The organism is Acidovorax sp. SUPP3334, assembly GCF_030159055.1.
GTDB lineage: Bacteria > Pseudomonadota > Gammaproteobacteria > Burkholderiales > Burkholderiaceae_C > Paracidovorax.
On sequence record NZ_BQXQ01000010.1, the window covers coordinates 102,649 to 127,575 of the forward strand.

Sequence of the window (24,927 nt, forward strand, 5' to 3'; positions counted from 1 at the left end):
GGAAAGCCCGCGCAGGGGCTTTCCGGTCAAGACAATGACCGGCCCGGGGCATTGCACCGCGGGCCGGCGGGCCGCATCAGGCAGCGGGAGGCTGCTCGAACGGCAGCGTCAGATCGCGCAGGTCGCGGCGTGTTTCCACCAGCACCAGCGGACCATCATCGACCGCCACGGCAGGAGGGCGCTCGCGCGGCACGTGGATCGGGTGCGGCTCAGCGGCGATGGCGGCTTGTGCCGCAGCGATCTTTTCCGCGTCGGAGTTCACCCACTGCAGGCCCGAGGTCTGAGCGATCTGGCTCAACTCGTCCACCGGCAGCGTGAACGCCTGCACCCGCGGCATGTTCCCATTGGCCGAAGCCGGCACTGCAGGCACCGGAGCGGCGGCTACAGGCGGTGCGGCGGGCACAGGCGCCTGTACTGGCACTGGCAGCGGGGCGACGGGTGCTGCCACCACTGCCGCTGGCGCCATCGGTGCGGCAACTGGCGCAGGAGCCGGTACTGGCGCGGGCGCTGGACGGGGTGCGACCGGTGCAGGGGCAAAGGGCTCTGCCACCGGCGCCGAAGAAGCCACTGGCATCACCGAGGCCGTTGGCTCCTGCGACTGAGCCACAGGCGCTGCGGACGCGTTGAAGTAGCTGCGGCGGGCGGGTTCCTGCGAACCTTCTGCCGGTGCGTTTTCCGCCGAAGCCGTCGTGCTCGCATCGAAGTCCATCAAGTTCGCCGACGGCTGCTCTTGCTCGGCACCGTTTTCACGCGGTGCACGCTCGCGGCGATCGCGGCCATAGCGGTCGCGCGACCGGCGTTCACGGCGTTCTTCGCCACCGGCTGCAGGCGCTGCCGGTGCGGCGTCGTTGCCGGTCAGGTCGAGGTCGGGCAGAGATGCCATGGGCGAGGTGTCCACGAAGTCAGCCACCGGGCCTTGTCCGATGCCGGCGGTCTCATCCGCACGGGGACCACGCTCACGGCCGCCGCGTTCGCCACGGCCTCCGCGCTCACCACCCCGTTCACCGCGTTCACGGCGGGGGCCGCGTTCGGCGCGTGCTTCCACTGGGTCGCCAGCACCATCCAGCGTCACCGAAGCGGTAGAGGGCAGGGCAGCGCCTTGTTCCGCATTCAGTGGAGCCTGGCGGACTTCGCCATCGCGGCGTTCACGGCCACGGCCTTCGCGGGGTTCGCGTCCCTCACGGGGCTCGCGTCCTCCATTGCGGGCTTCGCCTTCTGGGAGGCTTTCGCGGCCTTCACGGCGCTCGCCATCGCGGCCACCACGGGCTTCGCCATCACGCGGTCCGCGGCCATTGCGCGGGGCTTCGCCTTCCGGGCGCTCTGCGCGGCCGTCGCGGCGGCCCCGGCCTTCGCCGTTGCCTTCGCGCTGTCCGTCGCGCGGACCATTGCGGTCGCCGTTGCGGTCGCCGTTGCGGTCGCCGCGGCGACCCCGGTCGCCGCCACGGCCTTCACGCCGGCCTTCGCGGCTCGGCTCGGAGACGGGGGCTGGGGCGGGTGTGACGATCGGCGCAGGTGCGCGTGGCGGCTCGCCAAAGCCAAACAGGCTCTTGAGCCACGCGAAGAATCCCTGCTCTTGCGGCGCGGGAGCCGCAGCAGGGGCGGGTGCTGGCGCCGGGGTCGCTGCGGCGGCCGCGGCAGCTGCAGCAGCGGCAGGCCGGCTGTGCGATGCACTGCGCGTAGCGCCTTCCGGGCGGGGTTCGGCGATCGGCGCAGGCGCGTCAGGCAGCACACCCTTGATCACCGGGGTCTGCTTGTTGGTGGGCTCTTGCGAACGGCGGGTGACGGCGGTGGGGTCTTCCACTTCTTCGACGAGCTTGTAGCTGGCGTCGATGTGGTCCAGGCGCGGGTCGTCGTGCTTGAGGCGCTCGAGCTTGTAGTTCGGCGTCTCCAGGGTCTTGTTGGGCACCATCAGCACGGTCACGCGCTGCTTGAGTTCGATCTTGGCGATCTCGGGGCGCTTTTCGTTCAGCAGGAACGAAGCCACTTCCACCGGCACCTGGCAGTGCACGGCGGCCGTGTTGTCCTTCATGGACTCTTCCTGAATGATCCGCAGGATCTGCAGCGCCGACGATTCGGTGTCGCGGATGTGGCCCGAGCCGCCGCAGCGGGGGCAGGGGATGGAAGAGCCTTCGCTCAACGCGGGCTTCAGGCGCTGGCGGCTCATTTCCATGAGGCCGAACTTGCTGATCGTGCCGAACTGCACGCGGGCGCGGTCCTGGCGCAGCGCGTCGCGCAGGCGGTTTTCGACTTCGCGGCGGTTCTTCGACTCTTCCATGTCGATGAAGTCGATGACGATCAGGCCGCCCAGATCGCGCAGTCGCATCTGGCGGGCCACTTCGTCGGCGGCTTCCAGGTTGGTGCGGGTGGCGGTTTCTTCGATGTCGCCGCCCTTGATGGCGCGGGCGGAGTTCACGTCCACGCTCACCAGCGCTTCGGTGTGGTCGATCACGATGGCCCCGCCAGAAGGCAGCGTCACGGTGCGGGCGTAGGCCGACTCGATCTGGTGCTCGATCTGGAAGCGGCTGAACAGCGCCGCGTCGTCGCGGTAGCGCTTCACCTTGCCGGCATGTTCAGGCATCACGTGCGCCATGAACTGGTGCGCCTGCTCGTAGATGTCGTCGGTATCGATGAGGATGTCGCCGATGTCGCTATTGAAATAGTCGCGGATGGCACGGATGACCAGGCTCGATTCCTGGTAGATCAGGAAGGCGCCCTTGCCGCCCTTGGCTGCGCCGTCGATCGCGGTCCAGAGTTTGAGCAGGTAGTTCAGGTCCCACTGCAGTTCGGGCGCCATGCGGCCGATACCGGCCGTGCGCGCGATGATGCTCATGCCCTTGGGGTATTCGAGCTGGTCCATCGCTTCTTTGAGCTCTGCCCGGTCTTCGCCCTCGATGCGGCGGGAAACGCCACCGCCGCGGGGGTTGTTGGGCATCAGCACCACATAGCGGCCGGCCAGCGACACGAAGGTGGTCAGGGCCGCGCCCTTGTTGCCGCGCTCTTCTTTTTCAACCTGCACCAGCAGCTCCTGGCCTTCGCGGATCACGTCGTTGATGCGTGCCTGGCTGACCGAGACGCCTTCGGCGAAATACTGGCGGGAGATTTCCTTGAAGGGCAGGAAGCCGTGGCGGTCTTCGCCGTAGTCGACGAAGCACGCTTCCAGCGAGGGTTCGACGCGGGTGACGACGGCCTTGTAGATGTTGCCCTTGCGCTGTTCGCGCCCTTCGATTTCGATTTCGTAGTCCAGCAGCTTCTGGCCGTCGACGATGGCCAGACGGCGTTCTTCAGGCTGCGTGGCGTTAATGAGCATCCGCTTCATGATGGGATTCCTTTTCGTTGTCGGCCGGGCGGCGCGCAGCGAAAAAGCTGCATTGGCGCGCGTCCCGACCATTCAAACCAATGACACAGGCTCTTCAGGAGCCATGGATGCCAGGGCCGACGCGTTGAAACGAAGGGAATTGCCGCAATGCCACGCGGCTGCAAAGCTCTAGCTTCGCAGTCGTGGCGGGGGCGCGTGGATGGGGGCGAGGGGAAATGTGTGCAGCGTTGCCATGAACGACCTGGCTGATGGCGCGGGCTGCACGGGCAATGCGGGCGACTGCTGAGTCCATGCCGAAGGCAGGCGCCTTCGCCAAAGGGTCACAATCCATGCCAACAATGCCCACATGTTTTCGCTTTGATCCGCCCGCAGAACCTGCCTGTTGGGCGGCCTGCGGACTGGGGATTCCGGTTTCGGTGTTTCAATTTGTCAGCCGGCCGCACGGCGTGGGAGCCACCACAGGCATCTGGCCTGCAATCTGCGCACACGACGCCCGTTGGCATCGACCTGCCTGCGCGGCTTGCATGGTTGCGTGGACTAAACTCCAGACAAATCAACCACTTACAGAACATCGCGCAGGTGAAACACATTATAGGGGGCAAACCGGCGACCGACCGTACCCCAAACCCCGCCCCCGCTGCAGTCCGCATCGTCGAAGTCGATGAGGAGTCTGCCGGGCAGAGACTCGATAACTTTCTGATACGCGAACTGAAGGGCGTGCCGAAAACGCACGTGTACCGCATCATCCGAAGCGGTGAAGTACGCATCAACAAGGGGCGTGCCAGCGCCGATACCCGGGTATCGGCGGGCGACCTGATTCGCCTGCCACCGGTGCGCATTTCGGACAAGGTGGCCGAAAAGGCCGAACGTCCCGCGCCCGCCCGCGAATTCCCAGTGCTGCTGGAGGATGAGCATCTGATCGCCATCGACAAACCCGCGGGGGTCGCCGTCCATGGCGGCAGCGGGGTGAGCTTCGGCGTCATCGAACAATTGCGGCAGGCCCGCCCGCAGGCCCGGTTTCTGGAACTGGTCCACCGCCTGGACCGGGAGACCTCGGGCATCCTCCTCGTGGCAAAGAAGCGGTCTGCGCTCGTCCATCTGCAGGACCAGTTCCGTGAGCGCGAGACGGGCAAGACCTATCTGGCGCTGGTGCCCGGTACCTGGCCCGCCAACAAGAAGGTGATCGATACACCCCTGCACAAATATCTGCAGGCCGACGGTGAGCGCCGGGTCCGCGTGACCACGCCGGAGGATCCCGAGGGCATGCGCTCCATTACCTTGGTGAAAGTACGCAGCCATCTGTCAGCGCGCGCGGCTGACGGGCTGCCCTCGCTTTCGCTGCTGGAGGTCACCATCAAAACCGGGCGTACGCACCAGATCCGCGTTCACTTGGCCAGCCAGGGCCACGCCATTGCAGGCGACGACAAATACGGCGACTTCGAGTTGAACAAGCGGCTTGGAAGGCAGGGGCTCAAGCGCATGTTCCTTCACGCATGGCGGTTACAGTTCGTTCACCCTTCCACCGGCGAGCGCATTGAGTTGCGCGCAGAACTGCCGCCCGATCTGGCCGAATTCACCGGCGCCACTGTCTGAAACCATGCCCACGACCCCCCGCCGCCGCTTCGATCTCATTGCTTTCGACTGGGACGGCACGCTTTACGACTCCACCGCCATCATCGTGCGCTGCATCCAGGACGCCGTGCGCGATGTTGGCGGCACGGTACCGACCGATCAGGCGGCCGCCTGGGTGATCGGCATGGGCCTTATGCAAGCGCTGACGCATGCCGCGCCCGATGTGCCTGTGGAAAAGCATGCCGAACTGGGCAATCGCTACCGCTACCACTATCTCAAGCACCAGGACGATCTGAGCCTGTTTGCCGGAGTGCTGCCGATGCTTGAAGACCTGCGCACGCGTGGCCATCTGCTGGCGGTTGCCACAGGCAAGAGCCGACGGGGCCTGGATGAAGTGCTGCACACGGTCGCGCTGCGCGGCATGTTCGATGGCTCGCGCACTGCCGATGAAACCGCCGGCAAGCCGCACCCGCTCATGCTCCAGGAGTTAATGGCCGAGTTCGACGTGGCCCCCGAGCGACTGCTGATGATCGGCGACACCACCCATGATCTTCAAATGGCCTTGTCGGCAGGCTGTGCGAGCGTTGGAGTGAGCTATGGAGCCCATGAGCCAGGAGAGTTCGATGCATTGAAGCCGCTTGGCGTGATGCATTCGGTCAAAGAACTGCACGACTGGCTTTTGCAGCACGGCTGACCCTGTGGCCGGGCGCCGGTGCTTCTTCGGCGCTTCGCTGGTCGCTAAAGCTTCCCATGACATTCATTTCGCTGCCGATCGATTTATACGCCAGTATGGATCTGGTAGATGGCGGAACGGCTGTGGCGTTTGACGTGGTGTATGCCGGCCAGATCTGTCGCGCCTTTGCCGTGCGCTTTGAAGGCAGGCCGTGCGCCTATCTGAACCGCTGCACCCACGTTCCGATGGAAATGGACTATCAGCCGGGCCGCTTCTTCGATGACACCGGACGTTGGCTTCTGTGTGCCACTCACGGTGCCGCTTACCGGCCTGACACGGGGGCCTGCGCGGGCGGGCCGTGCCGTGGCGGGTTGGTGAAGATTGAACTCTCGGAGGTCCAGAACGTAGTGCGCTGGCATACTGACCACCACCTGCAACCTGTCGAATTTTGACAAATGACCGAACCCATCCGGCCCGAACCCTCTGGTTCTGGGCAGAATTCCCCTCCAGCGCCTGACCTGTGGGCAAAGCCTGCTCCTGAAAAAGAAGCAAGGGACGCCGCGAAAGCACCTGGCTGGGAGCGGGATGTTCTGGAAAAGCTGGTGTTCGCGACCTTGTCCGAGCAGCGTTCAGCACGGCGCTGGCGCATCTTTACCCGGTTGGCTTGGCTGGTCTTCCTGATTGCCGTGGCTTGGGTGTTGCTTGCGCGCGACGCTACCAGCACCAGCAAGAGCACGCCGCACACCGCTGTGGTCGATATCAAAGGTGAGATCGCTGCTGGCGCCGAAGCCAGCGCCGAATTCGTAGTCGCGGCCATGCGCAGCGCCTTCGAAGATTCCGGATCGCAGGCTGTGGTGCTGCTTATCAACTCACCGGGCGGCAGCCCTGTGCAGGCAGGCATCATCAATGACGAGATCATTCGGCTGAAGGCCAAGTACAACAAGCCGGTCTATGCCGTGGTCGAGGAAACCTGCGCATCCGCGGCTTACTACATCGCTGCCGCAGCGGACGACATCTATGTGGACAAGGCGAGCATCGTCGGCAGCATCGGTGTGTTGATGGACGGCTTTGGATTCACCGGCACCATGGAAAAGCTGGGTGTTGAACGTCGCCTGTTGACGGCTGGCGAGAACAAGGGATTCCTTGACCCATTCAGTCCGCAAACCGAAAAGCAACGCGCCTATGCACAGGCCATGCTGGACCAGATTCACCAGCAGTTCATCCACGTGGTCAAGGAAGGACGGGGCGACCGCCTCAAACCGACCTCCGACACCTTCAGTGGCCTGTTCTGGACCGGCCAGCAGGCAGTCGAGATGGGTTTGGCCGACCACCTGGGCAACCTCGATTACGTGGCGCGTGAAGTCGTCAAAGCCGAAGAAATCATCGACTACACCCGCCGTGACAATGTCGCTGAGCGGTTGGTGAAGAAATTTGGCGCTGCCATGGGCGAAACCGCTATCCAGGCCATCAAAGGCACTCCGTCGGTGCGCTGAACCGAGCATCTGCACTCTGAGTTCGGCCTGGGATTCCCGGCCGAGAGTCAGTGCGAAATCAGGTAAATGGCGCTGCACTCGACGCGCAGCAAGGCGGTGCGGCGGATGTGGTTTATCGACCGATGGCGAAGACCGTCGGAGTGCGGTTATCAGGCGCTTCGGACTGTTGCCTCCACTGGCGTACCAGCCTGCTTTCGGTCCTGGCCTGGGGCAAGGTCAATCCGCTGGCGAGTGCCAGCCGGGTGTTGGGCTGCAGTGTCTGGACCAATGCCTGCCACAGCGCCGCATTGCGGTAGGGGGTTTCAATGAACAGCTGGGTCTGCCCCTGTTTGAGTGCAAGGGCTTCGAGCTCGCGGATGCGCACAGCGCGCTGCGCCGGGTCTTGTGGCAGATAGCCAGCAAAGGCAAAGCTCTGGCCATTGAGGCCGCTCGCGGCCAATGCCAGCAACAGCGAAACTGGCCCGACCAACGGCACAACGCGCAGTCCGCAGTCGTGTGCAGCGCGCACCACCGAACTGCCGGGATCGGCAACCGCCGGCATGCCAGCCTCGCTCACCAAGCCCATGTCATGGCCTGCGAGGGCGGGTGAGAGCAGCGATCGCGCATCGAACACGACATGGCCTTCCGCGCCATGGTCGCCTTTCTTGTGTACCTCTCGTGGCAATTCTTCGATCTGCTGCGATTGAATCGGTAGCTTGAGGGGATGCAAGGCGTCGATTCGCTTGAGGTAGGCACGAGTGCTTTTTGCGTTCTCACAGATCCAATGCGTGATTTGCGAGGCCGTCTGCAACGTGGCGGCAGGCAGCGATTGATCCAATGGGGATTGTGTGTCGCACCCGAAGTCGAGCGGCGCGGGTACGAGATAAAGCGTGCCTGTCGAAGGCGTTGCTGGTGCGGTTGGAGCCGCTGTCATGGCAGTTCCAACCCCGCGGCACGCAGCATCCGGCACGTGCGAATCAGCGGAAGACCGATCAACGCAGTGGGGTCATCGCTGCGAATGCTATCGAGCAGGCTGATTCCCAGCCCTTCGCTTTTGGCGCTGCCGGCGCAGTCGTATGGTTGCTCGATGCGAAGGTAGCGTTCTATCTCTGCATCGGATAGTTCACGAAAAAGCACTTCGACCGGGGCCAGAGCCACCTGTTCAAACCCCGTGGCTGCGCAGACGACTGCCACGGCGGTTTGAAACACGACGCTTTGCCCACGCATTCGCCGCAGTTGTTCCACGGCCCGGTCATGCGTGCCGGGCTTGCCCAATGGCTCGCCTTGCAAGTCCGCGACCTGATCGGATCCGATCACTACTGCTTCAGGGTAAGCCATCGAGACAGCGCGCGCCTTGGCCAAGGCCAATCGCAAGGCGAGGGCATCAGGAGCTTCTGCCACGTGGGGCGTTTCATCCACGTTGGGGGCTATTACATCGAAAGGCAGATGCAGACGGGAGATCAATTCGCTGCGATATCGAGACGTCGAGCCAAGTACCAAACGGCGGGGCAATGAAGGGGATTGAGGCATGCGCTGATTCTCTTACACTGCCGCCATGACCAAGGAATTTTCCCCACAGCGCCTCGATGTCAAAGCCTTCGCGCAGGCGGGCGGTCATTTGTCCGGCCATGACTCCCTGTTGAAATACGAACGGCTCGCCCAAGAGGCCAAGGGCCTGCACCCCGACCTCATCGTGGACTGGCAAGCCGACGGTGAACTGCGCAGTACCCATGGCATTGGTGGACAGATCTGGTTACGGCTTGTCGCGCGTGCAGCTTTTCCGATGACTTGCCAGCGCTGCCTTGGGCCGGTGGATGTGCCGCTGGAGGTGGAGCGAGAATTTCGCTTCGTCGCGGATGAGGCCACGGCTGAAGCGCTGGATGACGAGAGTGACGAAGACTTGCTGGCGTTGAGTCGCGAATTCAACTTGCGTGAATTGATAGAAGACGAATTGCTGATGGCATTGCCTCTGGTGCCGCGGCACGATGAATGCCCCGCGCCCGTCCCTATGGAATCCACCGACGAAGATTTCGAGGAGGCCAGCGCCCAGAAGCCGAATCCTTTTGCCGCACTGGCAGCCTTGAGGAAAGACAAATCGGAGGACTGAAAACTGTTTGGGATATAATCGAGGGCTTCACGCGAATCCCCCTCGTGTCTTTTCTGGGCTGATCGCGTTTTTTACCAACCCTTCAAGACTCAGGAGCCACCATGGCTGTTCAGCAAAACAAAAAATCCCCTTCTAAGCGCGGCATGCACCGTTCGCACAATGCGCTCAACGTGCCAGGTACGGCAGTCGAGCCCACCACCGGTGAAGCCCATCTGCGTCACCATATCAGCCCCAACGGTTTCTACCGTGGTCGCCAAGTGCTGAAGAACAAGTCTGAAGCCTGATTTAAATCACGCGCCAAGGCCCGCTGCTACGAATGGTAGCGCGGGCCTTTGTTTTGTTCGCTGTATTTTCATTTTCGGTCCCCTTTGGGCCCGAACGAGTCGCCCATGATCACACTGGCTGTTGACTGCATGGGGGGCGATCACGGCCCCCGCGTCACGCTAGCGGCGTGCCGCCAGTTCCTCGAACACCATCCTGACGCCCGACTGCTGTTGGTTGGCCAACCCGAAAGCCTCAAAGACTTCGGTCACGATCGGGCTGCCATCACCCCTGCCAGCGAAATCGTCACCATGGACGATCCGGTGGAGATCGCATTGCGCCGCAAAAAGGATTCGTCCATGCGGGTGGCGATACAACAGGTCAAGGATGGAGCCGCTCAAGCCGCAGTGTCTGCCGGCAATACGGGTGCTTTGATGGCGATCGCTCGTTATCTTCTCAAGACGTTGGAGGGTATCGATCGCCCAGCGATCGCTACCCAGATGCCCAATGCCAAAGGTGGAGCGACGACGGTTTTGGATTTGGGCGCCAACGTGGACTGCAGTGCGGAGCATCTGCTGCAGTTTGCGGTGATGGGTTCAGCCCTGGTGTCCGCTCTCCAAGAGGGCTCGGAACCGACAGTCGGTTTGTTGAATATCGGTGAAGAAGCCATCAAAGGCAGCGATGTCATTAAAAAAGCGGGGGAATTGCTGCGTATTGCTGGTAATTCTGGTGATCTCCGCTTTTACGGCAATGTAGAAGGCAACGATATTTTCAAAGGAACCGTCGACATCGTGGTATGTGACGGTTTCGTTGGAAATGTTGCGCTCAAGGCCAGCGAAGGTGTGGCAACCATGATCGTTGGCGGACTTAAGCAAGAGTTCAAGAAAAACATATTTACCAAAATGGCGGCAATTGCCGCTTATCCGGTTCTATCGGCGCTTATGAAACGAATGGATCATCGCCGTTATAACGGCGCAGCCCTTTTGGGACTGCGCGGCCTTGTCTTTAAGAGCCATGGATCAGCAGATGCCATGGCTTTCGAGCAAGCTTTGAACCGGGCGTATGATGCAGCCCGCAACAACCTGCTCGACCGCGTTCGGACGCGCGTGGCGCACGCTTCGCCCTTGCTGGCGCCAGCGGATGCCCAGCCAGCCAGTTCCGCGGTCGGGGCCACATATTGATGAGACGCTACTCACGCATCACGGGCACTGGCAGCAGCCTTCCTCCTCGTCGTTTGACCAATGCCGATCTCGTGGCCGAATTGGCGCAGCGCGGTGTAGAAACATCTGACGACTGGATTGTCGAGCGCACTGGTATTCGCGCGCGTCACTTCGCTGAACGCGATGTCTGCAGTAGCGACCTCGGGTTGGAGGCGGCTCGCAACGCTCTGGACGCAGCGGGGTTGCAGCCGCAGGACATCGATTTGATCATCGTGGCCACGTCTACTCCGGACATGGTATTTCCTTCTACAGCCTGCATCTTGCAAAACAAGCTCGGCGCCAATGGATGCCCTGCCTTTGACGTTCAAGCCGTGTGCAGCGGATTCGTTTATGCCTTGACAGTGGCAGACGCCATGATTCAGTCGGGCAGCGCCAAGCGTGCGCTCGTGGTCGGTGCGGAAGTATTCAGCCGCATTCTCGATTTCGATGATCGCACTACCTGTGTTTTGTTCGGTGACGGAGCCGGTGCTGTCGTGCTGGAGGCTTCGGAAACGCCTGGCATCTTGTCGAGCGATTTGCACGCTGACGGCAAGCATGTGGGCATTCTTTGCGTGCCCGGCAATGTCTATGGCGGCAAGGTTCTCGGCGATCCGTTGCTCAAGATGGATGGCCAGGCGGTTTTCAAGCTGGCAGTCGGCGTGCTGGAAAAGGCTGCCCGTGCCGCATTGGACAAAGCTGGCATGACCGATGCCGATGTGGACTGGCTGATTCCTCACCAGGCCAACATCCGCATTATGCAAAGCACGGCCAAAAAACTTGGCTTGCCGATGGACAAGGTGGTCGTCACCGTCGATCAGCATGGCAACACCTCGGCGGCTTCGATTCCCTTGGCACTCGATCATGCAGTGCGCAATGGTCAAGCCAAGCCTGGGCAGACGCTGCTATTGGAAGGTGTGGGTGGCGGTTTTACCTGGGGTGCGGTGCTCCTTAAATTGTAGCAATAGACGCTTGGTAATAAAGCGCTGGAGCCAGTTTTTACGATCCGGTTATGACAACACAAAAAACTTTTGCATTTGTTTTTCCTGGCCAAGGCTCGCAGTCTGTCGGCATGCTGGATGCTTGGGGCGACCATCCAGTCGTCGCCCATGCTCTGCAGGAAGCATCCGACGCACTGGGCGAGGACATGCGGCGGTTGATCCATGAGGGGCCCAAGGAAGCGCTGTCGTTGACCACCAATACCCAGCCGGTCATGCTCGTGGCGGGGGTGGCTGCCTGGCGTGTTTGGGTGGCCGAAGGTGGGGGTGCTCCGGCGGCGGTGGCCGGCCATTCTCTTGGCGAGTATTCTGCGCTGGTGGCGGCGGGTGTCTTGACGCTGTCTCAAGCTGCTCCACTCGTGCGCCTGCGTGCCGCCGCGATGCAGGAAGCGGTTCCGGTGGGTGTCGGAGCAATGGCTGCCATCCTTGGCATGGACGCGCAAAAGGTGATCGAGGGTTGCGCCTTGGCGGCCGCCTCTTTCGGAGCAGGCAGTGTGGAGGTGGTCGAGGCTGTGAACTTCAACGACCCCATTCAGACCGTGATCGCTGGCACCAAAGCGGGGGTGGAAAAGGCGTGTGAGGTTTTGAAGGCTGCAGGGGCCAAGCGCACCTTGCCGTTGCCCGTATCGGCACCTTTTCATTCCAGCTTGATGAAACCTGCGGCCGAAAAGTTGCGGGATGCCTTATCGACTGTGGCGTTGTCCAACCCCCAGATTCCTGTGGTCAACAACGTGGATGTTGCCGTTCAGCAAGAAGCTGATGCGATTCGCGATGCGCTTTATCGCCAAGCTTTTGGCCCAGTGCGCTGGGTGGAGTGCGTGCAATCGCTGAAGGCCCGGGGTATCACGCATTTGGTGGAATGCGGTCCGGGCAAAGTACTTGCCGGCCTCACGAAACGCATCGACCCTGAGTTGGTTGCGGCCTCTCTTTACGATCCGGCCTCGCTGGCCGAAGCACAAACATTATTGGCATGAGCGACACATCTTTATTGAATGACAACAAACCCCAGGTTGCCCTGGTGACAGGTGCATCCCGCGGCATTGGCGCAGCGATCGCGACCGTATTGGCAAGCCGTGGATATCTCGTTGTCGGGACGGCCACTACGGATGAGGGTGCCGAGCGCATCTCCCAAGCCCTTGCTTCCTCTGGCAACGGCAGTCATGGCGTCAATCTCAACGTCACGGATGTGGCGGCAGTCGATGCGTTGATAGATGCCATCGTGAAGCAGCATGGCGGGCTGCACGTGCTGGTGAATAACGCAGGCATCACCCGCGACACCTTGTCCATGCGAATGAAGAATGACGATTGGGATGCGGTCATCGACACCAATCTCAAGGCAGTGTTTCAGGTGAGCCGCGCTGCTATCCGTCCCATGATGAAGCAGCGTTTCGGGCGGATGATCAATATCACCAGCGTGGTGGGCGCTGCTGGCAACCCTGGCCAGGCCAACTATGTGGCTGCAAAGGCTGGTGTCGCTGGAATGGCGCGTGCAATGGCCCGCGAATTGGCAAGTCGCGGTATCACTGTCAATTGCGTTGCGCCAGGTTTCATCGCCACCGACATGACGGCGCAACTGCCTTCAGAGCAGCAGCAATCGCTGCAGTCGCAGATCCCGATGGGGCATATGGGCCGCCCTGAGGACATCGCGCACGCCGTCGCATTTCTTGCTTCCAAAGAAGCTGGCTATGTGACAGGACAGGAGTTGCATGTCAATGGCGGCATGTACATGTAATTAGACAAAGTTAACGCCGATTTATCCGGGCGGCGGGCTGATAGGGGACTGATCCCGAAGCAGCTAGAATCGCGGATTCATTCACAACCCTCAAAGGGAAACCATGAGCGATATCGAAGCACGTGTCAAAAAGATCATTGCCGAGCAACTCGGCGTTGAAGAGTCGCAAGTCACCAATGAAAAGGCTTTCGTGGCCGATCTGGGTGCCGACTCGCTGGACACGGTGGAGCTGGTGATGGCGCTGGAAGACGAGTTCGGCATCGAGATTCCTGACGAAGACGCAGAGAAGATCACCACGGTGCAAAACGCCATCGACTACGCCAATACCCATCAGAAGGCCTGAGCGCCTTCCATTCAGACAGATCCGTAGAAAGTCATAGCGCATGAGCCGTCGTCGCGTTGTCGTGACCGGCCTGGGTTGCATCACCCCCGTCGGAAACACGGTGGCAGATGCCTGGGCCAACATCTTGGCTGGAAAATCCGGCATTGACCTCATCACCAAGTTCGATGCTTCGAACTTTGCCTGCAAGATCGCGGGTGAGGTCAAGGGATTCGATCTGGCCGCTTACATGAGCACGAAAGATGCGCGCACGATGGATACGTTCATCCATTACGGCATCGCTGCGGCAGATGAAGCCGTGCGGGATGCCGGGCTTCCTACGGGCGAAGCGCTGGACGAAGAGTTCGCAGCGCGCATTGGCTGCATCATCGGATCCGGGATTGGTGGATTGCCGCTGATCGAAAACACGCATGCAGAGCTGGAAAGCCGTGGGCCGCGAAGAATCACGCCTTTTTTCGTTCCCGCTTCCATCATCAATATGGTGGCAGGCCATGTTTCGATGCGGTTTGGTTTCAAGGGGCCCAACCTCTCCGTCGTCACGGCTTGTACGACAGGTCTGCATTGCATTGGCGAAGCTGCGCGAAAGATCGAGTACGGCGATGCCGATGTGATCGTGGCAGGCGGCACCGAAGCGACTGTGTCGCCCTTGGGTGTTGGCGGGTTTGCGGCCATGCGTGCCTTGTCGACACGCAATGATGACCCCAGCACTGCTTCCCGCCCTTGGGACAAGGACCGTGACGGTTTCGTGCTGGGTGAGGGCGCTGGTGTTCTGGTGCTCGAAGAGTACGAGCATGCCAAAGCGCGAGGCGCCAAGATTTATGCGGAACTGTCTGGATACGGGATGAGTGCCGATGCGGGTCATATGACGGCACCTAGCATGGACGGCCCCCGCCGGGCCATGCAAGCAGCCCTGCGCAACGCCGGTATCAACCCCGAAGACGTGGATTATTTGAATGCCCATGGCACATCCACGCCATTGGGGGATTTGAACGAAACACATGCGATCAAGGCGGCATTGGGCGAGCATGCCAAAAACACCGTGATCAGTTCGACGAAATCGATGACCGGCCACCTTTTGGGCGGCGCCGGGGGAATCGAGAGCGTGTTTACCGTGATGGCGCTTCGGGACCAAAAGGCGCCGCCGACCATCAACATCTTTGAACAAGATCCGGAATGCGACTTGGACTACTGTGCCAATGTTGCCCGTGACTTGAAGATGGATGTGGCCGTGAAGAACAACTTCGGTTTCGGCGGCACCAACGGCACGCTGGTGTTCAAGCGCCTTTGATGAGATAGCAGGGCCGCAATTTGCGGGCTACCTGCATTCAACGCCAGCGCTGCGATGACCCGTACGACCCAGTCTTTCCATGCGCCAGCGACCCGCTATGTCTTTCAAAGAAGTCGCTTGGTGGGCTGGTTTATCGTTTCGGCTCTGTTTTCCAGTGCTGGCGGGCTTGTTGCATGGATGGGTCAAGCCTCTGGGGATTTGACGGTCCAATTCATTCTTTCCTGGGTGCTTTGGGCTTTCGTTGCTGCGTCGGGATGGTATTTCTGGCGCCGTTTGCCCAGCGGCTTCCTTCAGTGGGACGGTTTGAACTGGTCCTTGACCGCGGGTGATGCATTGCCCGTGGCTGGGGTCTTGGTTGTCCACATGGACTTCCAGCGGTTCTTTTTGGTCCATTTGAGCGGGCTGGACGGCCGCAGCGCCTGGTTGTGCCTGGAACGTTGCGGTCCTCAAGAGTCGTGGGCCTCTCTGCGTCGTGCGGTATATTCGCGCCCCAAGCCAGAGCCTCGTGCCGACGGCGTGTTTTCTGTCCGGCGCGGCGACGCGTGAGCCTTTTTCACATGACTGCTTCAATGCCCCCGCCTCCCGTCGACAGTGACCTGCAGCTCGTAGAGCGTACGGTTGCTGGCGATCAAAAGGCTTACGAATTGCTGGTGATCAAATACCAGCGGCGCATTGAGCGGCTCATCGGCCGCATGGTTCGGGACTCTGATCTGGTGCAGGATATTGCCCAGGAAACGTTCATCAGGGCTTATCGCGCATTGCATCAGTTCCGAGGCGAGGCGCAGTTCTATACATGGCTCTATCGGATTGCGGTCAATACCGCCAAGAAGGCGCTGGTCGACATGAAGCGCAATCCCGTTATTTCGGAAAATGCTCTTCGTGGAAGTGGTGACGACGATGAAACTTCCCGGCTTGGACACGAACTAATCACCGACGAAACGCCCGAGACCGTGCTTGCTGCCCAGGAAATCGCTGTGGCTGTGAATGCAGCAATGGATGCGCTGCCTGAGGATTTACGCCAGGCGGTGACGCTCCGTGAGATCGAAGGGTTGACTTATGAGGAAATCGCGGCTGCCATGGATTGCCCCATCGGCACCGTGCGGTCCCGTATCTTTCGGGCGCGGGAAGCCATATCGGCCCGGGTTCGCCCTTTGCTGGAAAAGCAGTCGGGCAAGCGCTGGTAGCGCAACGCGGATGGCAAAGCACATTGAAGCAAACAGTGACGGCGGGGAACGACCATGAATGATGATCTGAAAATGCGCGAACATTTGTCTGCCTTGGCAGATGGTCAGTTGCGGGGCCAGGATTTCGCACAGGCCGTGGACCATGCCAGCAGTGGCGATGGTGTTGCCACGTGGCAGATGTACCATTTGATCGGGGATGTTCTGCGGTCTTCTGAACTGGCCCGTCCGGTCGATTCGACATTGATTGATCGGCTTCGTACCCAAATCGAGGAAGAACGCGTGGAGCGCCCCGCAATGGTTGCAGAGGCCGCCGTTCTGAAAGTCGCCATGCAGGAGGCCGTGAAGCCTGCAGTGGCCGCCAATGCCTCTGTCTTTCGCTGGAAAATGGCAGCGGGCTTCGCATCGCTGGCCGCGGTCGGGGCCATCGGGTGGACGGCGTTGGTCGGCATACAGTCGAATAATCAGGGTGGACAGATGGCCCTTGTCGCCCCTGTGACGGCGGCGCCTGCGGTGGTGGCTGTTGCCGAGGGTGGCGACACAGCGGCGCAGACGCCGGTCATGATCCGCGACCCGCGTCTGGATGAGCTGCTGGCGGCGCATAAGCAATTTGGAAACACTTCGGCATTGCAGATGCCGGCAGGTTTTCTGCGCAATGCCACGTTTGAAGCCCCTGCGCGCTGAGACCGTGAAGATGGGCCAAGAAGGCCTCTCGCATGCCACCGTTCTGATGAGGAGCGCCCATGCGTGCGAAGGCGTGTTGAAAAGAATCGTTTCGCTGCGCCATGCCTTTGCATGGGGGCTGATGCTGGCGGGGATGGCTAAGGCATTGGCCGGTCCTGCTTCAGATATTGCAGTGCCGGCCTCAGTTGCGGCCGGTGAGGTCCGCTCTGTCTCTGGTTGGCTGGAGCGCATTCATCGCGCATCCCGCGAGCACAGCTACAGCGGCACCTTCGTGTTGCTTTCATCGTCTGGGGCCATGGTCAGCTCTCGCATATGGCATGCGGCGGACGGTAAGGACCAGATCGAGCGCATCGAGGCGTTGAACGGATCTCCCCGAGTGGTATACCGCCGCGAAGGCTTGGTACGCACCTTTCTGCCGCAGGCTCGAATGGTGCGCGAAGATCGCCGAGACATGCCCAGTTTGTTCCCCCGTCTTCCCGAGACGGCTGACCGGGGGCTCGATGCGCATTACACAGTTCAAGCTCTGGGACGGGAGCGCGTTGCCGGCCACGAAAGCGAAGTCGCGTGGCTCAGGCCCCGTGATGCGCTGCGTTTCGGTTATCGCATGTGGGTCGCTGAAGCCTCGGGTTTGATCCTGAAGCTGCAGACGCTGGATGCCCGGGGACGGGTTCTGGAGCAGGCCGCATTTTCCCAGTTGGAACTGGACAATCCGGTGTCCTTTCCGCGGTTGGCAGCGATGATGGACGACGTGGGTGATTTCCGCCTGGTGAAGGTGGCCATGCACAAGACGACGGCGAAGGCAGAGGGGTGGCAGTTGAAGGCGCCCATCGGTGGGTTCACGCCGGGCGATTGCTACAGGCAGGAAGATGCCGTGCCAGCGCAGGCTCAAGCTGGCCTGCCGCTGCATTGCCTGCTCTCCGACGGGCTTGCGACGGTGTCGCTTTTTCTGGAGCGCTACGATGCTTCTCGGCACCCGCCGGGCCCCAGTGCTGGCAGCATGGGAGCAACCCAGACTTTGGCCTTGCGCATTTCAGGCAACATGTGGCTGACCGCTGTGGGCGAGGTGCCCCAAGAAACCCTGCGTTTGGTGGCAGAGCGACTGGAATACGTCCATTGACGTGTCGTCGCTTGCCGTTGCTCGACCGCAATGGCATGAAATTGGCATCTGTCCTGCTGCCTTGCGGGAACCAAACCTGAACCTTGCAGTACGAAGTGCTTTGCTGCTCCCAGATGTCTCCCCTGAATTAGAAAGACCGATGATGCCGATGACGACGAATTGGAAAAACCTGCAATCGTGTGCTGTGGCCGTCGCGATGGCATTGACTGCCGCTACCGCAGTTGTGCCCGCTGGTGTGCTGGCGCAAACCCCGCCGCCTACGGTCCGCGGGCTGCCCGATTTCACGGACCTCGTGGATCAGGTGGGTCCTTCGGTGGTCAACATCCGTACGCTGGAAAAAGCAGCGGAGCGGGCTGGCCCCAATGCCATGGATGAGGAGATGCTGGAGTTCTTCCGGCGGTTCGGTGTGCCGGTGCCTCCCAACGCGCAGCGCCAGCAACGCCCCCAGCGGCCCCAGCAGGAAGAAGAGCAACCGCGTGGTGTCGGCTCTGGTTTCATCCTGACGCAAGACGGCTATGTGATGACCAATGCGCACGTGGTGGAAGGCGCAGACGAGGTTATCGTCACCCTGACCGACAAGCGTGAATTCAAGGCCAAGATCGTTGGCGCCGACAAGCGCACCGACGTGGCGGTGGTCAAGATCGAAGCCACCGGCCTTCCCGCCGTCAAGGTGGGCGACCTGAACCGGCTGCGTGTCGGCGAATGGGTGATGGCCATCGGCTCGCCGTTTGGCTTGGAAAACTCGGTGACTGCCGGGATCGTCAGTGCCAAGCAGCGCGACACGGGCGACTACCTGCCGTTCATCCAGACGGACGTGGCGATCAATCCCGGTAACTCCGGTGGGCCGCTCATCAACATGCGCGGTGAGGTGGTCGGCATCAACAGCCAGATTTATTCCCGTTCTGGTGGCTTCATGGGCATCTCTTTTGCCATTCCCATGGACGAGGCCATTCGCGTCAGTGACCAATTGCGGGCGACGGGCCGGGTGACCCGCGGACGCATCGGGGTCCAGATCGGCCAGGTCACGAAGGATGTGGCCGAGTCGATTGGCCTGGGCAAGCCGCAGGGCGCGTTGGTGAGTGGTGTGGAGGCAGGCTCGCCTGCCGACAAGGCCGGCGTCGAAGCAGGCGACATCATCACCAAGTTCGATGGCAAGACCATTGAAAAGACGGCCGATCTGCCGCGCCTCGTGGGCAACACGAAGCCGGGTAACAAGAGTACGGTGACGGTGTTCCGCCGAGGCTCGACCAAGGACCTGCCGATCACCGTGGCCGAGATCGAGCCAGACGACAAGCCGGTGGCGAGCAAGGGTGCTGACAAGGAAGGGGCCAAGCCCAAGCCATCGCCTGCCGCTCAGCAACTGGGCCTGTCCTTGGCCGATCTGACCGATGCCCAGAAGAAGGAGTTGAAGCTCAAGGGCGGAGTCCGAGTCAATGCCGCCACCGATGCAGCCGCCCGTGCCGGTCTTCGCGAGGGCGATGTCATCCTTTCCATCGCCAATATCGAGGTGGCGAATCTGAAGGATTTTGAAGCCGCGCTGGGCAAGGCGGACAAGGGCAAGGCCATCAACGTGCTGTTCCGCCGTGGGGAATGGGCTCAGTACGCATTGATTCGTCCTGCCCGCTGATCCCTCCCGCAAAGCCCCATCCCGAAGTGGGATTTGGGGCTTTTGCGGCGGCGATCCTCATCAGGTAGCGTGTTTTTGGCTGAGATTGCCATCTACCGATTTCGATAGAATGGCGGCTGATTTTTTGAGTATTCCTGCATATCGAAGTCGCTGGCCATCACGATGTGGAATGGTGGCAAACGATGCACAGGCGATCCACAGTTCGCCCACAAGTTGTTCCGCTGGTTATCGGCATTTTGTGAATAAGCTGTGTATAAAATACGCGTTGCAAGGTGGCAACGCCTTCTGAACCTTGTCGGGTGGACTTTCCCTCTCGGCCTTTTTGCCTACAATGAAGTCCCAACCATCGCAGTTGCCAAATGATTGTTGGTTCAGGGCGCGTCACCATTTGACGCGCCCTTTTTTCTTGTGCGCGCCGTTTTAATTCAATCACTTGTCGCTTTCCCTTGATGAATCACATCAGAAATTTTTCCATCATTGCGCACATCGACCATGGCAAATCGACCCTGGCGGATCGCTTGATTCAACGCTGTGGCGGGCTTGCCGAGCGTGATATGGAAGCCCAGGTGCTCGACTCGATGGACATCGAAAAAGAGCGTGGGATAACCATCAAGGCGCAGACGGCGGCATTGCAGTACAAGGCCCTCGATGGGCAGATCTACAACCTCAACCTGATCGATACGCCGGGTCACGTGGACTTCTCCTATGAAGTCTCGCGTTCGTTGTCCGCATGCGAAGGTGCATTGCTGGTCGTCGATGCCTCGCAAGGCGTGGAAGCCCAGACCGTCGCCAATTGCTATACCGCGCTGGACCTCGGCGTGGAAGTGTTGCCGGTGCTGAACAAGATGGATCTGCCGAACGCAGACCCGGACAACGCAAAGGCCGAAGTCGAAGACGTGATCGGCATCGATGCGACCGACGCGATTCCATGCTCTGCCAAAACGGGCATGGGCATCGACGAGATTCTCGAAGCCATCGTGGCCAAGGTGCCTGCGCCGCGCGGCCAGGCCGATGGGCCGTTGCGCGCGATGATCATCGACAGCTGGTTCGATTCATATGTCGGCGTGGTGATGCTGGTGCGCGTGGTCGATGGCCGCCTGCTGAAGGGCGAGCGCTTCAAGATGATGGCCAGCGGGGCTGTGTACAACGCGGACACCCTGGGAGTGTTCACCCCTGCGAACGAAGCGCGCAATTCGCTTGACGCCGGTCAGGTGGGCTACATCATTGCCGGCATCAAAGAGCTGCAGGCCGCCAAGGTGGGCGACACCATCACGCTGGAAAAGAAGCTGCCCAACAATGCGGGCCCCGCGACCGAAGCGCTGCCGGGTTTCAAGGAAATTCAGCCGCAGGTGTTCGCCGGCCTGTACCCCACCGAAGCGAGCGAGTACGACTCGCTGCGCGACGCGCTGGAAAAGCTCAAGCTGAACGACGCATCGCTGCATTACGAGCCCGAAGTCAGCCAGGCGCTGGGTTTCGGATTCCGCTGTGGCTTCCTCGGCTTGCTGCACATGGAGATCGTGCAGGAGCGCCTGGAGCGCGAGTTCGACCAGGACCTCATCACGACCGCGCCCAGCGTGGTCTACCAGGTGGTGAAGGCCGATGGCGAAGTGGTGATGGTCGAGAACCCGTCCAAGATGCCCGACCAGGGGCGCCTGGAAGAGGTGCGCGAGCCCATCGTGACCGTGCATCTTTACATGCCGCAGGACTATGTCGGCCCGGTGATGACGCTGGCCAACCAGAAGCGCGGCGTGCAGATGAACATGTCCTACCACGGCCGGCAGGTCATGCTGACCTACGAAATGCCGCTGGGCGAGATCGTGCTGGACTTCTTCGACAAGCTCAAGTCGGTGTCGCGCGGCTACGCGTCGATGGACTACGAGTTCAAGGAGTACCGCGCGTCCGACGTGGTGAAGGTCGACATTCTGCTCAACGGCGAAAAGGTCGATGCGCTCTCCATCATCGTGCACCGATCGCAATCGCAATACCGCGGCCGTGCCGTGGTGGCGAAGATGCGTGAAATCATCAGCCGCCAGATGTACGACGTGGCCATCCAGGCGGCCATCGGTGCGAACATCATCGCGCGCGAAACCATCAAGGCGTTGCGCAAGAACGTGCTGGCAAAATGCTACGGCGGCGACATCAGCCGCAAGCGCAAGCTCCTTGAGAAACAAAAAGCAGGCAAGAAACGCATGAAGCAGATCGGTTCGGTAGAGGTGCCCCAGGAAGCGTTCCTGGCCATTTTGCAGGTGGAAGACTGATATGCAGGCCATGCAATACGTGACATCCCTGATCCTGGCCGCGTTCGTGGCCTATGTCGGGGCTTGGTACATGGGCGCGATCGAGGGCAACTTCGCGTTGCTGCTGTTCCTGGCCACGGTGGTGACCGGTGCGTACTGGCTGGCCGAACGGCTGGTCTTTCTGCCGCGCCGCCGCCGGGCTGCCCAGGCGATCGAAGACGCGGCCGTGCAGCGCCGGGCCGAGCTGGACCGCATGGGCATCCAGAAGGTCGATGGCGACGTGCAGGAGGCCAAGGACCGCATCCTGATGCAGCCCTGGTGGCTGGACTGGACGGCGGGCCTCTTTCCGGTGATCGCGATCGTCTTCCTGCTGCGCTCCTTCCTGTTCGAGCCCTTCAAGATTCCCTCGGGATCGATGATTCCCACGCTGCTGGTGGGCGACCTGATCCTTGTGAACAAGTTCACCTACGGCATTCGCCTGCCGGTCATCAACACCAAGCTGACGCAGGGCAACGCCCCCCAGCGCGGCGATGTGATGGTGTTCCGCTATCCGCCTCAGCCCAGCATGGACTACATCAAGCGCGTGGTGGGCGTGCCCGGCGACGAAGTGGCCTATTTGAACAAGCGCCTCACGGTGAATGGCCAGGTGGTGGAAACCTCTGCCGTGCCGGACTTCTTCGATGAAGACACGATGCGCTACTTCAAGCAGTTCGAAGAGCAATTGGGCGACCACCGCCACCGCATCATCAACAATGCCGACGTGCCTGCCTTCGTGCAGGGCGCCAGCGACTTCGCCAACCGCCAGAACTGCCGCTACAGCGTCGAAGGCGTGGTGTGCAAGGTGCCGGAGGGCCAGTATTTCATGATGGGCGACAACCGGGATAATTCGCTCGATTCGCGCTACTGGGGCTTCGTGCCGGACGCCAATATCGTCGGCAAGGCGTTCTTCGTCTGGATGAACTTCGGCAACCTCAAGCGCATCGGCCCGTTCCGCTGAGCGGGGGCCTCGAACGTTCCAACCGCCAATTCAAAAAAGAGGGTAGATCACCATGGCTTTGCACCGCACCGCCAGCCGCGCTCGCCAGCGCGGCCTTTCGTTCATCGGACTGGTTTTTGTCGGCTTGCTGGCCGTGGCGGCGTTTGCCATCGGCGGGCAGTCGGTGCCGATCTTCCTGGAGTACCAGGCCATCAACAAGGCGGCGAACAAGGCCGCGCGGGAGGGCGGTTCCGTGCCGGAGGTGCGGGCGATCTTCGACCGTGCCGGCGCCATCGACAACATCAGTTCGATCGCGGGCAAGGACCTGGAAGTGACCAAGCGCAACGACAAGATCGTCGTGTCGTTCAGCTACTCGCGCGAAATCGCCCTGGCCGGCCCGGCCTATCTCGTTTACCGCTTCCAAGAACAGACCAAGTAGGTGCAGCCCAGCCTTGTCGCACTGCAGGACCGCCTGCAGCATGCCTTTTCCGATCCTTCGCTGCTGCAGCGTGCCATCACGCACCGCAGCTTTTCCGCAGACCACAACGAACGCCTGGAGTTTCTGGGTGATTCCGTCCTGAGCCTGGCCGTCTCCAGCCTGCTGTACCAGCGGCTGCGCGATCTGCCCGAAGGCGATCTCTCCCGCGTGCGGGCCAATCTGGTCCGCCAGGAAACCCTGCATGAGCTGGCCTTGGGGCTGAAGCTGTCCGACGTGCTGCGCCTGGGCGAGGGCGAGGCCAAGTCGGGCGGAAAGCTGCGGCCTTCCATTTTGGCGGACGCGCTGGAGGCGCTCATCGGGGCCGTGTACCTCGATGCCGGCTACCTGCAGGCCGAAGCGCTGGTGCATCGGCTTTTCCGGGGGGTCGAGATCAATCCCCAGATGGATGCCGCCGCCAAGGACCCCAAAACCGCGTTGCAGGAGTGGCTGCAGGGCCGCAAAATGAAGCTGCCGCAGTACCGGGTGGTCGGTACGGTGGGGGCTGCGCACCGCCAGACCTTCGATGTGGAGTGCGAAATCTCCGAACTGGGCCTCGCCGAACGCGGCATCGGCGGCTCGCGCCGGGCTGGCGAGCAGGCTGCTGCGGCGGCGATGCTGGTCCTTTTGAAAGCAAAGAATCCATGAGCGAAGATGCTACAAAAAATGTAGCTGGTAGCGCAGATGAACCAAGCGCTGGCGGCCAAAATGACCTGGAAGCCATGCTGGCGGCCGCAAAGCCCGCGAGCGCACCGGTTGACGCCACCGGACAGCGCTGCGGGCTGATCGCCATCGTGGGCAAGCCCAACGTGGGCAAATCCACGCTGCTCAATGCGCTGGTGGGCCAGAAGATCAGCATCACCTCGCGCAAGGCGCAGACCACTCGCCACCGGATCACCGGCATCCGCACGACGGAGCAGACGCAGTTCGTGTTCGTCGATACGCCGGGTTTCCAGACCAAGCACAGCACTGCGCTCAACAAGTCGCTCAACAAGACAGTGATGGGCGCCATCGGCGACGTGGACCTGATCCTCTTCGTGGTCGAGGCAGGCAACTTCACGCTCGCCGACGCCAAGGTCCTGTCGCTGTTCAAGCCTGGCATTCCCACGCTGCTGATCGCCAACAAGCTCGACATGGTGCACCGCCGTGCGGAAATCGCGCCGTGGCTGAAAAGCATGCAGGAGCGCCATCCGTTCGCCGAGTTCGTGCCCATGTCGGCCAAGAACAAGGGCGACATCGAACGCCTGTTCGGCATCTGCGCCAAGTATCTGCCCGAGCAGCCCTGGTGGTATGCCGAGGACGAGCTGACCGACCGCAGCGAGAAATTCCTGGCCTCCGAAACCGTGCGCGAGAAGCTGTTCCGTTTCACGGGCGACGAGCTGCCCTACACCTCGACCGTCGTCATCGACAAGTTCGAGGAGGAAAAGGGCAAGACCAAGAGCCGCATGATCCGCATCGCCGCCACCATCGTGGTGGAGCGCGATGGCCACAAGGCCATGGTGATCGGCGAGAAGGGCGAGCGCCTCAAGCGCATCGGTACCGAGGCGCGGCAGGAGCTGGAAAAGCTCATGGACGCCAAGGTGTTCATCGAGATCTGGGTCAAGGTGCGCTCGGGCTGGGCCGACGACGAAGCCCGTGTACGCTCGTTCGGGTATGAGTGACGCCTCGACGGGCC

The 24,927-nt window shown here is 61.3% G+C and carries 26 protein-coding genes; 23 read left to right on the plus strand and 3 right to left on the minus strand.

Features of this window, described 5'->3' with window-relative positions:
• Nucleotides 1–76: 76 nt before the first annotated feature.
• Complete coding sequence (locus AVHM3334_RS07790; RefSeq protein WP_284411110.1) at nt 77–3,316, minus strand: Rne/Rng family ribonuclease; 3,240 nt, start codon at nt 3,314–3,316, stop codon at nt 77–79.
• Here AVHM3334_RS07790 and AVHM3334_RS07795 point away from each other — a divergent pair.
• The 5 genes from AVHM3334_RS07795 to AVHM3334_RS07815 all read left to right on the plus strand — a co-directional run bounded on the left by AVHM3334_RS07795 (nt 3,300) and on the right by AVHM3334_RS07815 (nt 7,054).
• Nucleotides 3,300–3,488 carry a hypothetical protein gene (locus AVHM3334_RS07795; protein WP_284411112.1) on the plus strand — a complete coding sequence of 63 codons (189 nt, stop codon included), beginning with the start codon at nt 3,300–3,302 and terminating at the stop codon, nt 3,486–3,488. The two genes, AVHM3334_RS07790 and AVHM3334_RS07795, sit on opposite strands and share 17 nt — an antisense overlap.
• Nucleotides 3,489–3,895: 407 nt before the next feature.
• Nucleotides 3,896–4,909: an RluA family pseudouridine synthase gene (locus tag AVHM3334_RS07800; RefSeq protein ID WP_284411114.1), complete on the plus strand. Its 1,014-nt coding sequence runs from the start codon at nt 3,896–3,898 to the stop codon at nt 4,907–4,909.
• 4 nt (nt 4,910–4,913) lie between these two features.
• Entirely contained in the window at nt 4,914–5,582 is a 669-nt protein-coding gene (locus AVHM3334_RS07805; protein WP_284411116.1) for an HAD family hydrolase, read from the plus strand.
• A gap of 56 nt (nt 5,583–5,638) precedes the next feature.
• The gene (locus tag AVHM3334_RS07810; RefSeq protein WP_284411118.1) at nt 5,639–6,013 is read left to right on the plus strand and encodes a Rieske (2Fe-2S) protein; all 375 of its coding nucleotides are present in this window, start codon (nt 5,639–5,641) and stop codon (nt 6,011–6,013) included.
• 3 nt (nt 6,014–6,016) lie between these two features.
• Nucleotides 6,017–7,054, plus strand: coding sequence for a S49 family peptidase (locus AVHM3334_RS07815; RefSeq protein ID WP_284411120.1), 1,038 nt, complete (start codon nt 6,017–6,019; stop codon nt 7,052–7,054).
• A 112-nt stretch (nt 7,055–7,166) separates the two neighbouring features.
• On the opposite strand, the gene AVHM3334_RS07820 is transcribed toward AVHM3334_RS07815, so the two are convergent.
• Both AVHM3334_RS07820 and AVHM3334_RS07825 read right to left on the minus strand, forming a co-directional pair.
• Entirely contained in the window at nt 7,167–7,967 is an 801-nt protein-coding gene (locus AVHM3334_RS07820) for an SAM-dependent methyltransferase (RefSeq protein ID WP_284411122.1), read from the minus strand.
• Entirely contained in the window at nt 7,964–8,563 is a 600-nt protein-coding gene (locus AVHM3334_RS07825) for a Maf family nucleotide pyrophosphatase (protein ID WP_284411123.1), read from the minus strand. Before AVHM3334_RS07825 ends, AVHM3334_RS07820 begins: the two co-directional genes overlap by 4 nt.
• A 25-nt stretch (nt 8,564–8,588) precedes the next feature.
• Here AVHM3334_RS07825 and AVHM3334_RS07830 point away from each other — a divergent pair, with 25 nt between their 5' ends.
• The 18 genes from AVHM3334_RS07830 to era all read left to right on the plus strand — a co-directional run bounded on the left by AVHM3334_RS07830 (nt 8,589) and on the right by era (nt 24,913).
• On the plus strand, nt 8,589–9,140 hold the full coding sequence (locus AVHM3334_RS07830; RefSeq protein WP_284411125.1) for a YceD family protein: 552 nt from the start codon (nt 8,589–8,591) through the stop codon (nt 9,138–9,140).
• Between the two features lie 101 nt (nt 9,141–9,241).
• Nucleotides 9,242–9,424: a 50S ribosomal protein L32 gene (gene rpmF / locus AVHM3334_RS07835; protein WP_092744121.1), complete on the plus strand. Its 183-nt coding sequence runs from the start codon at nt 9,242–9,244 to the stop codon at nt 9,422–9,424.
• A 105-nt stretch (nt 9,425–9,529) separates the two neighbouring features.
• Complete coding sequence (gene plsX, locus AVHM3334_RS07840; RefSeq protein WP_284411127.1) at nt 9,530–10,582, plus strand: phosphate acyltransferase PlsX; 1,053 nt, start codon at nt 9,530–9,532, stop codon at nt 10,580–10,582.
• The gene (locus tag AVHM3334_RS07845) at nt 10,582–11,559 is read left to right on the plus strand and encodes a beta-ketoacyl-ACP synthase III (protein WP_284411129.1); all 978 of its coding nucleotides are present in this window, start codon (nt 10,582–10,584) and stop codon (nt 11,557–11,559) included. Before plsX ends, AVHM3334_RS07845 begins: the two co-directional genes overlap by 1 nt.
• A 50-nt stretch (nt 11,560–11,609) precedes the next feature.
• A complete protein-coding gene (fabD, locus tag AVHM3334_RS07850) occupies nt 11,610–12,569 on the plus strand; it encodes an ACP S-malonyltransferase (RefSeq protein WP_284411131.1) in 960 nt (319 codons plus the stop codon).
• Nucleotides 12,566–13,327: a 3-oxoacyl-ACP reductase FabG gene (gene fabG, locus AVHM3334_RS07855; protein WP_284411133.1), complete on the plus strand. Its 762-nt coding sequence runs from the start codon at nt 12,566–12,568 to the stop codon at nt 13,325–13,327. The genes fabD and fabG overlap by 4 nt, the downstream gene beginning before the upstream one ends.
• Nucleotides 13,328–13,430: 103 nt before the next feature.
• The gene (acpP, locus tag AVHM3334_RS07860) at nt 13,431–13,670 is read left to right on the plus strand and encodes an acyl carrier protein (protein WP_003058049.1); all 240 of its coding nucleotides are present in this window, start codon (nt 13,431–13,433) and stop codon (nt 13,668–13,670) included.
• 40 nt (nt 13,671–13,710) lie between these two features.
• Entirely contained in the window at nt 13,711–14,955 is a 1,245-nt protein-coding gene (gene fabF / locus AVHM3334_RS07865) for a beta-ketoacyl-ACP synthase II (RefSeq protein WP_284411135.1), read from the plus strand.
• 54 nt (nt 14,956–15,009) lie between these two features.
• Nucleotides 15,010–15,501 (plus strand): hypothetical protein, encoded by a 492-nt coding sequence (locus AVHM3334_RS07870; RefSeq protein ID WP_284411137.1) that lies wholly within the window; start codon nt 15,010–15,012, stop codon nt 15,499–15,501.
• Nucleotides 15,502–15,512: 11 nt separating this feature from the next.
• Nucleotides 15,513–16,139 carry an RNA polymerase sigma factor RpoE gene (gene rpoE, locus AVHM3334_RS07875; RefSeq protein WP_284411171.1) on the plus strand — a complete coding sequence of 209 codons (627 nt, stop codon included), beginning with the start codon at nt 15,513–15,515 and terminating at the stop codon, nt 16,137–16,139.
• 54 nt (nt 16,140–16,193) lie between these two features.
• The gene (locus tag AVHM3334_RS07880) at nt 16,194–16,820 is read left to right on the plus strand and encodes a sigma-E factor negative regulatory protein (protein ID WP_284411139.1); all 627 of its coding nucleotides are present in this window, start codon (nt 16,194–16,196) and stop codon (nt 16,818–16,820) included.
• Nucleotides 16,821–16,830: 10 nt separating this feature from the next.
• On the plus strand, nt 16,831–17,937 hold the full coding sequence (locus tag AVHM3334_RS07885) for a MucB/RseB C-terminal domain-containing protein (RefSeq protein ID WP_284411173.1): 1,107 nt from the start codon (nt 16,831–16,833) through the stop codon (nt 17,935–17,937).
• A 196-nt stretch (nt 17,938–18,133) separates the two neighbouring features.
• Nucleotides 18,134–19,564 (plus strand): Do family serine endopeptidase, encoded by a 1,431-nt coding sequence (locus AVHM3334_RS07890; RefSeq protein WP_502869879.1) that lies wholly within the window; start codon nt 18,134–18,136, stop codon nt 19,562–19,564.
• A 449-nt stretch (nt 19,565–20,013) separates the two neighbouring features.
• Complete coding sequence (gene lepA, locus AVHM3334_RS07895) at nt 20,014–21,822, plus strand: translation elongation factor 4 (protein ID WP_284411141.1); 1,809 nt, start codon at nt 20,014–20,016, stop codon at nt 21,820–21,822.
• Between the two features lies 1 nt (nt 21,823).
• Nucleotides 21,824–22,798, plus strand: coding sequence for a signal peptidase I (gene lepB / locus AVHM3334_RS07900; RefSeq protein ID WP_284411142.1), 975 nt, complete (start codon nt 21,824–21,826; stop codon nt 22,796–22,798).
• A 52-nt stretch (nt 22,799–22,850) separates the two neighbouring features.
• Entirely contained in the window at nt 22,851–23,216 is a 366-nt protein-coding gene (locus AVHM3334_RS07905; RefSeq protein WP_284411145.1) for a DUF4845 domain-containing protein, read from the plus strand.
• Nucleotides 23,217–23,900 (plus strand): ribonuclease III, encoded by a 684-nt coding sequence (gene rnc, locus AVHM3334_RS07910; protein ID WP_284411147.1) that lies wholly within the window; start codon nt 23,217–23,219, stop codon nt 23,898–23,900.
• Entirely contained in the window at nt 23,897–24,913 is a 1,017-nt protein-coding gene (gene era, locus AVHM3334_RS07915) for a GTPase Era (protein ID WP_284411149.1), read from the plus strand. The genes rnc and era overlap by 4 nt, the downstream gene beginning before the upstream one ends.
• The last annotated feature ends 14 nt before the right edge of the window (nt 24,914–24,927 follow it).

Coding starts and splice junctions, on each gene's coding strand:
- rpmF (WP_092744121.1), top strand. CDS start 9,242: ATGGCTGTTCAGCAAAACAAAAAATCCCCTTCTAAGCGCGGCATGCAC.
- acpP (WP_003058049.1), top strand. CDS start 13,431: ATGAGCGATATCGAAGCACGTGTCAAAAAGATCATTGCCGAGCAACTC.
- AVHM3334_RS07805 (WP_284411116.1), top strand. CDS start 4,914: ATGCCCACGACCCCCCGCCGCCGCTTCGATCTCATTGCTTTCGACTGG.
- plsX (WP_284411127.1), top strand. CDS start 9,530: ATGATCACACTGGCTGTTGACTGCATGGGGGGCGATCACGGCCCCCGC.
- lepA (WP_284411141.1), top strand. CDS start 20,014: ATGAATCACATCAGAAATTTTTCCATCATTGCGCACATCGACCATGGC.
- AVHM3334_RS07810 (WP_284411118.1), top strand. CDS start 5,639: ATGACATTCATTTCGCTGCCGATCGATTTATACGCCAGTATGGATCTG.
- AVHM3334_RS07845 (WP_284411129.1), top strand. CDS start 10,582: ATGAGACGCTACTCACGCATCACGGGCACTGGCAGCAGCCTTCCTCCT.
- rpoE (WP_284411171.1), top strand. CDS start 15,513: ATGACTGCTTCAATGCCCCCGCCTCCCGTCGACAGTGACCTGCAGCTC.
- AVHM3334_RS07830 (WP_284411125.1), top strand. CDS start 8,589: ATGACCAAGGAATTTTCCCCACAGCGCCTCGATGTCAAAGCCTTCGCG.
- AVHM3334_RS07905 (WP_284411145.1), top strand. CDS start 22,851: ATGGCTTTGCACCGCACCGCCAGCCGCGCTCGCCAGCGCGGCCTTTCG.
- era (WP_284411149.1), top strand. CDS start 23,897: ATGAGCGAAGATGCTACAAAAAATGTAGCTGGTAGCGCAGATGAACCA.
- AVHM3334_RS07790 (WP_284411110.1), bottom strand. CDS start 3,316: ATGAAGCGGATGCTCATTAACGCCACGCAGCCTGAAGAACGCCGTCTG.
- AVHM3334_RS07795 (WP_284411112.1), top strand. CDS start 3,300: ATGAGCATCCGCTTCATGATGGGATTCCTTTTCGTTGTCGGCCGGGCG.
- AVHM3334_RS07885 (WP_284411173.1), top strand. CDS start 16,831: ATGGGCCAAGAAGGCCTCTCGCATGCCACCGTTCTGATGAGGAGCGCC.
- AVHM3334_RS07815 (WP_284411120.1), top strand. CDS start 6,017: ATGACCGAACCCATCCGGCCCGAACCCTCTGGTTCTGGGCAGAATTCC.
- AVHM3334_RS07825 (WP_284411123.1), bottom strand. CDS start 8,563: ATGCCTCAATCCCCTTCATTGCCCCGCCGTTTGGTACTTGGCTCGACG.
- AVHM3334_RS07820 (WP_284411122.1), bottom strand. CDS start 7,967: ATGACAGCGGCTCCAACCGCACCAGCAACGCCTTCGACAGGCACGCTT.
- AVHM3334_RS07870 (WP_284411137.1), top strand. CDS start 15,010: ATGACCCGTACGACCCAGTCTTTCCATGCGCCAGCGACCCGCTATGTC.
- fabF (WP_284411135.1), top strand. CDS start 13,711: ATGAGCCGTCGTCGCGTTGTCGTGACCGGCCTGGGTTGCATCACCCCC.
- AVHM3334_RS07880 (WP_284411139.1), top strand. CDS start 16,194: ATGAATGATGATCTGAAAATGCGCGAACATTTGTCTGCCTTGGCAGAT.
- AVHM3334_RS07890 (WP_502869879.1), top strand. CDS start 18,134: ATGGCATTGACTGCCGCTACCGCAGTTGTGCCCGCTGGTGTGCTGGCG.
- lepB (WP_284411142.1), top strand. CDS start 21,824: ATGCAGGCCATGCAATACGTGACATCCCTGATCCTGGCCGCGTTCGTG.
- fabD (WP_284411131.1), top strand. CDS start 11,610: ATGACAACACAAAAAACTTTTGCATTTGTTTTTCCTGGCCAAGGCTCG.
- fabG (WP_284411133.1), top strand. CDS start 12,566: ATGAGCGACACATCTTTATTGAATGACAACAAACCCCAGGTTGCCCTG.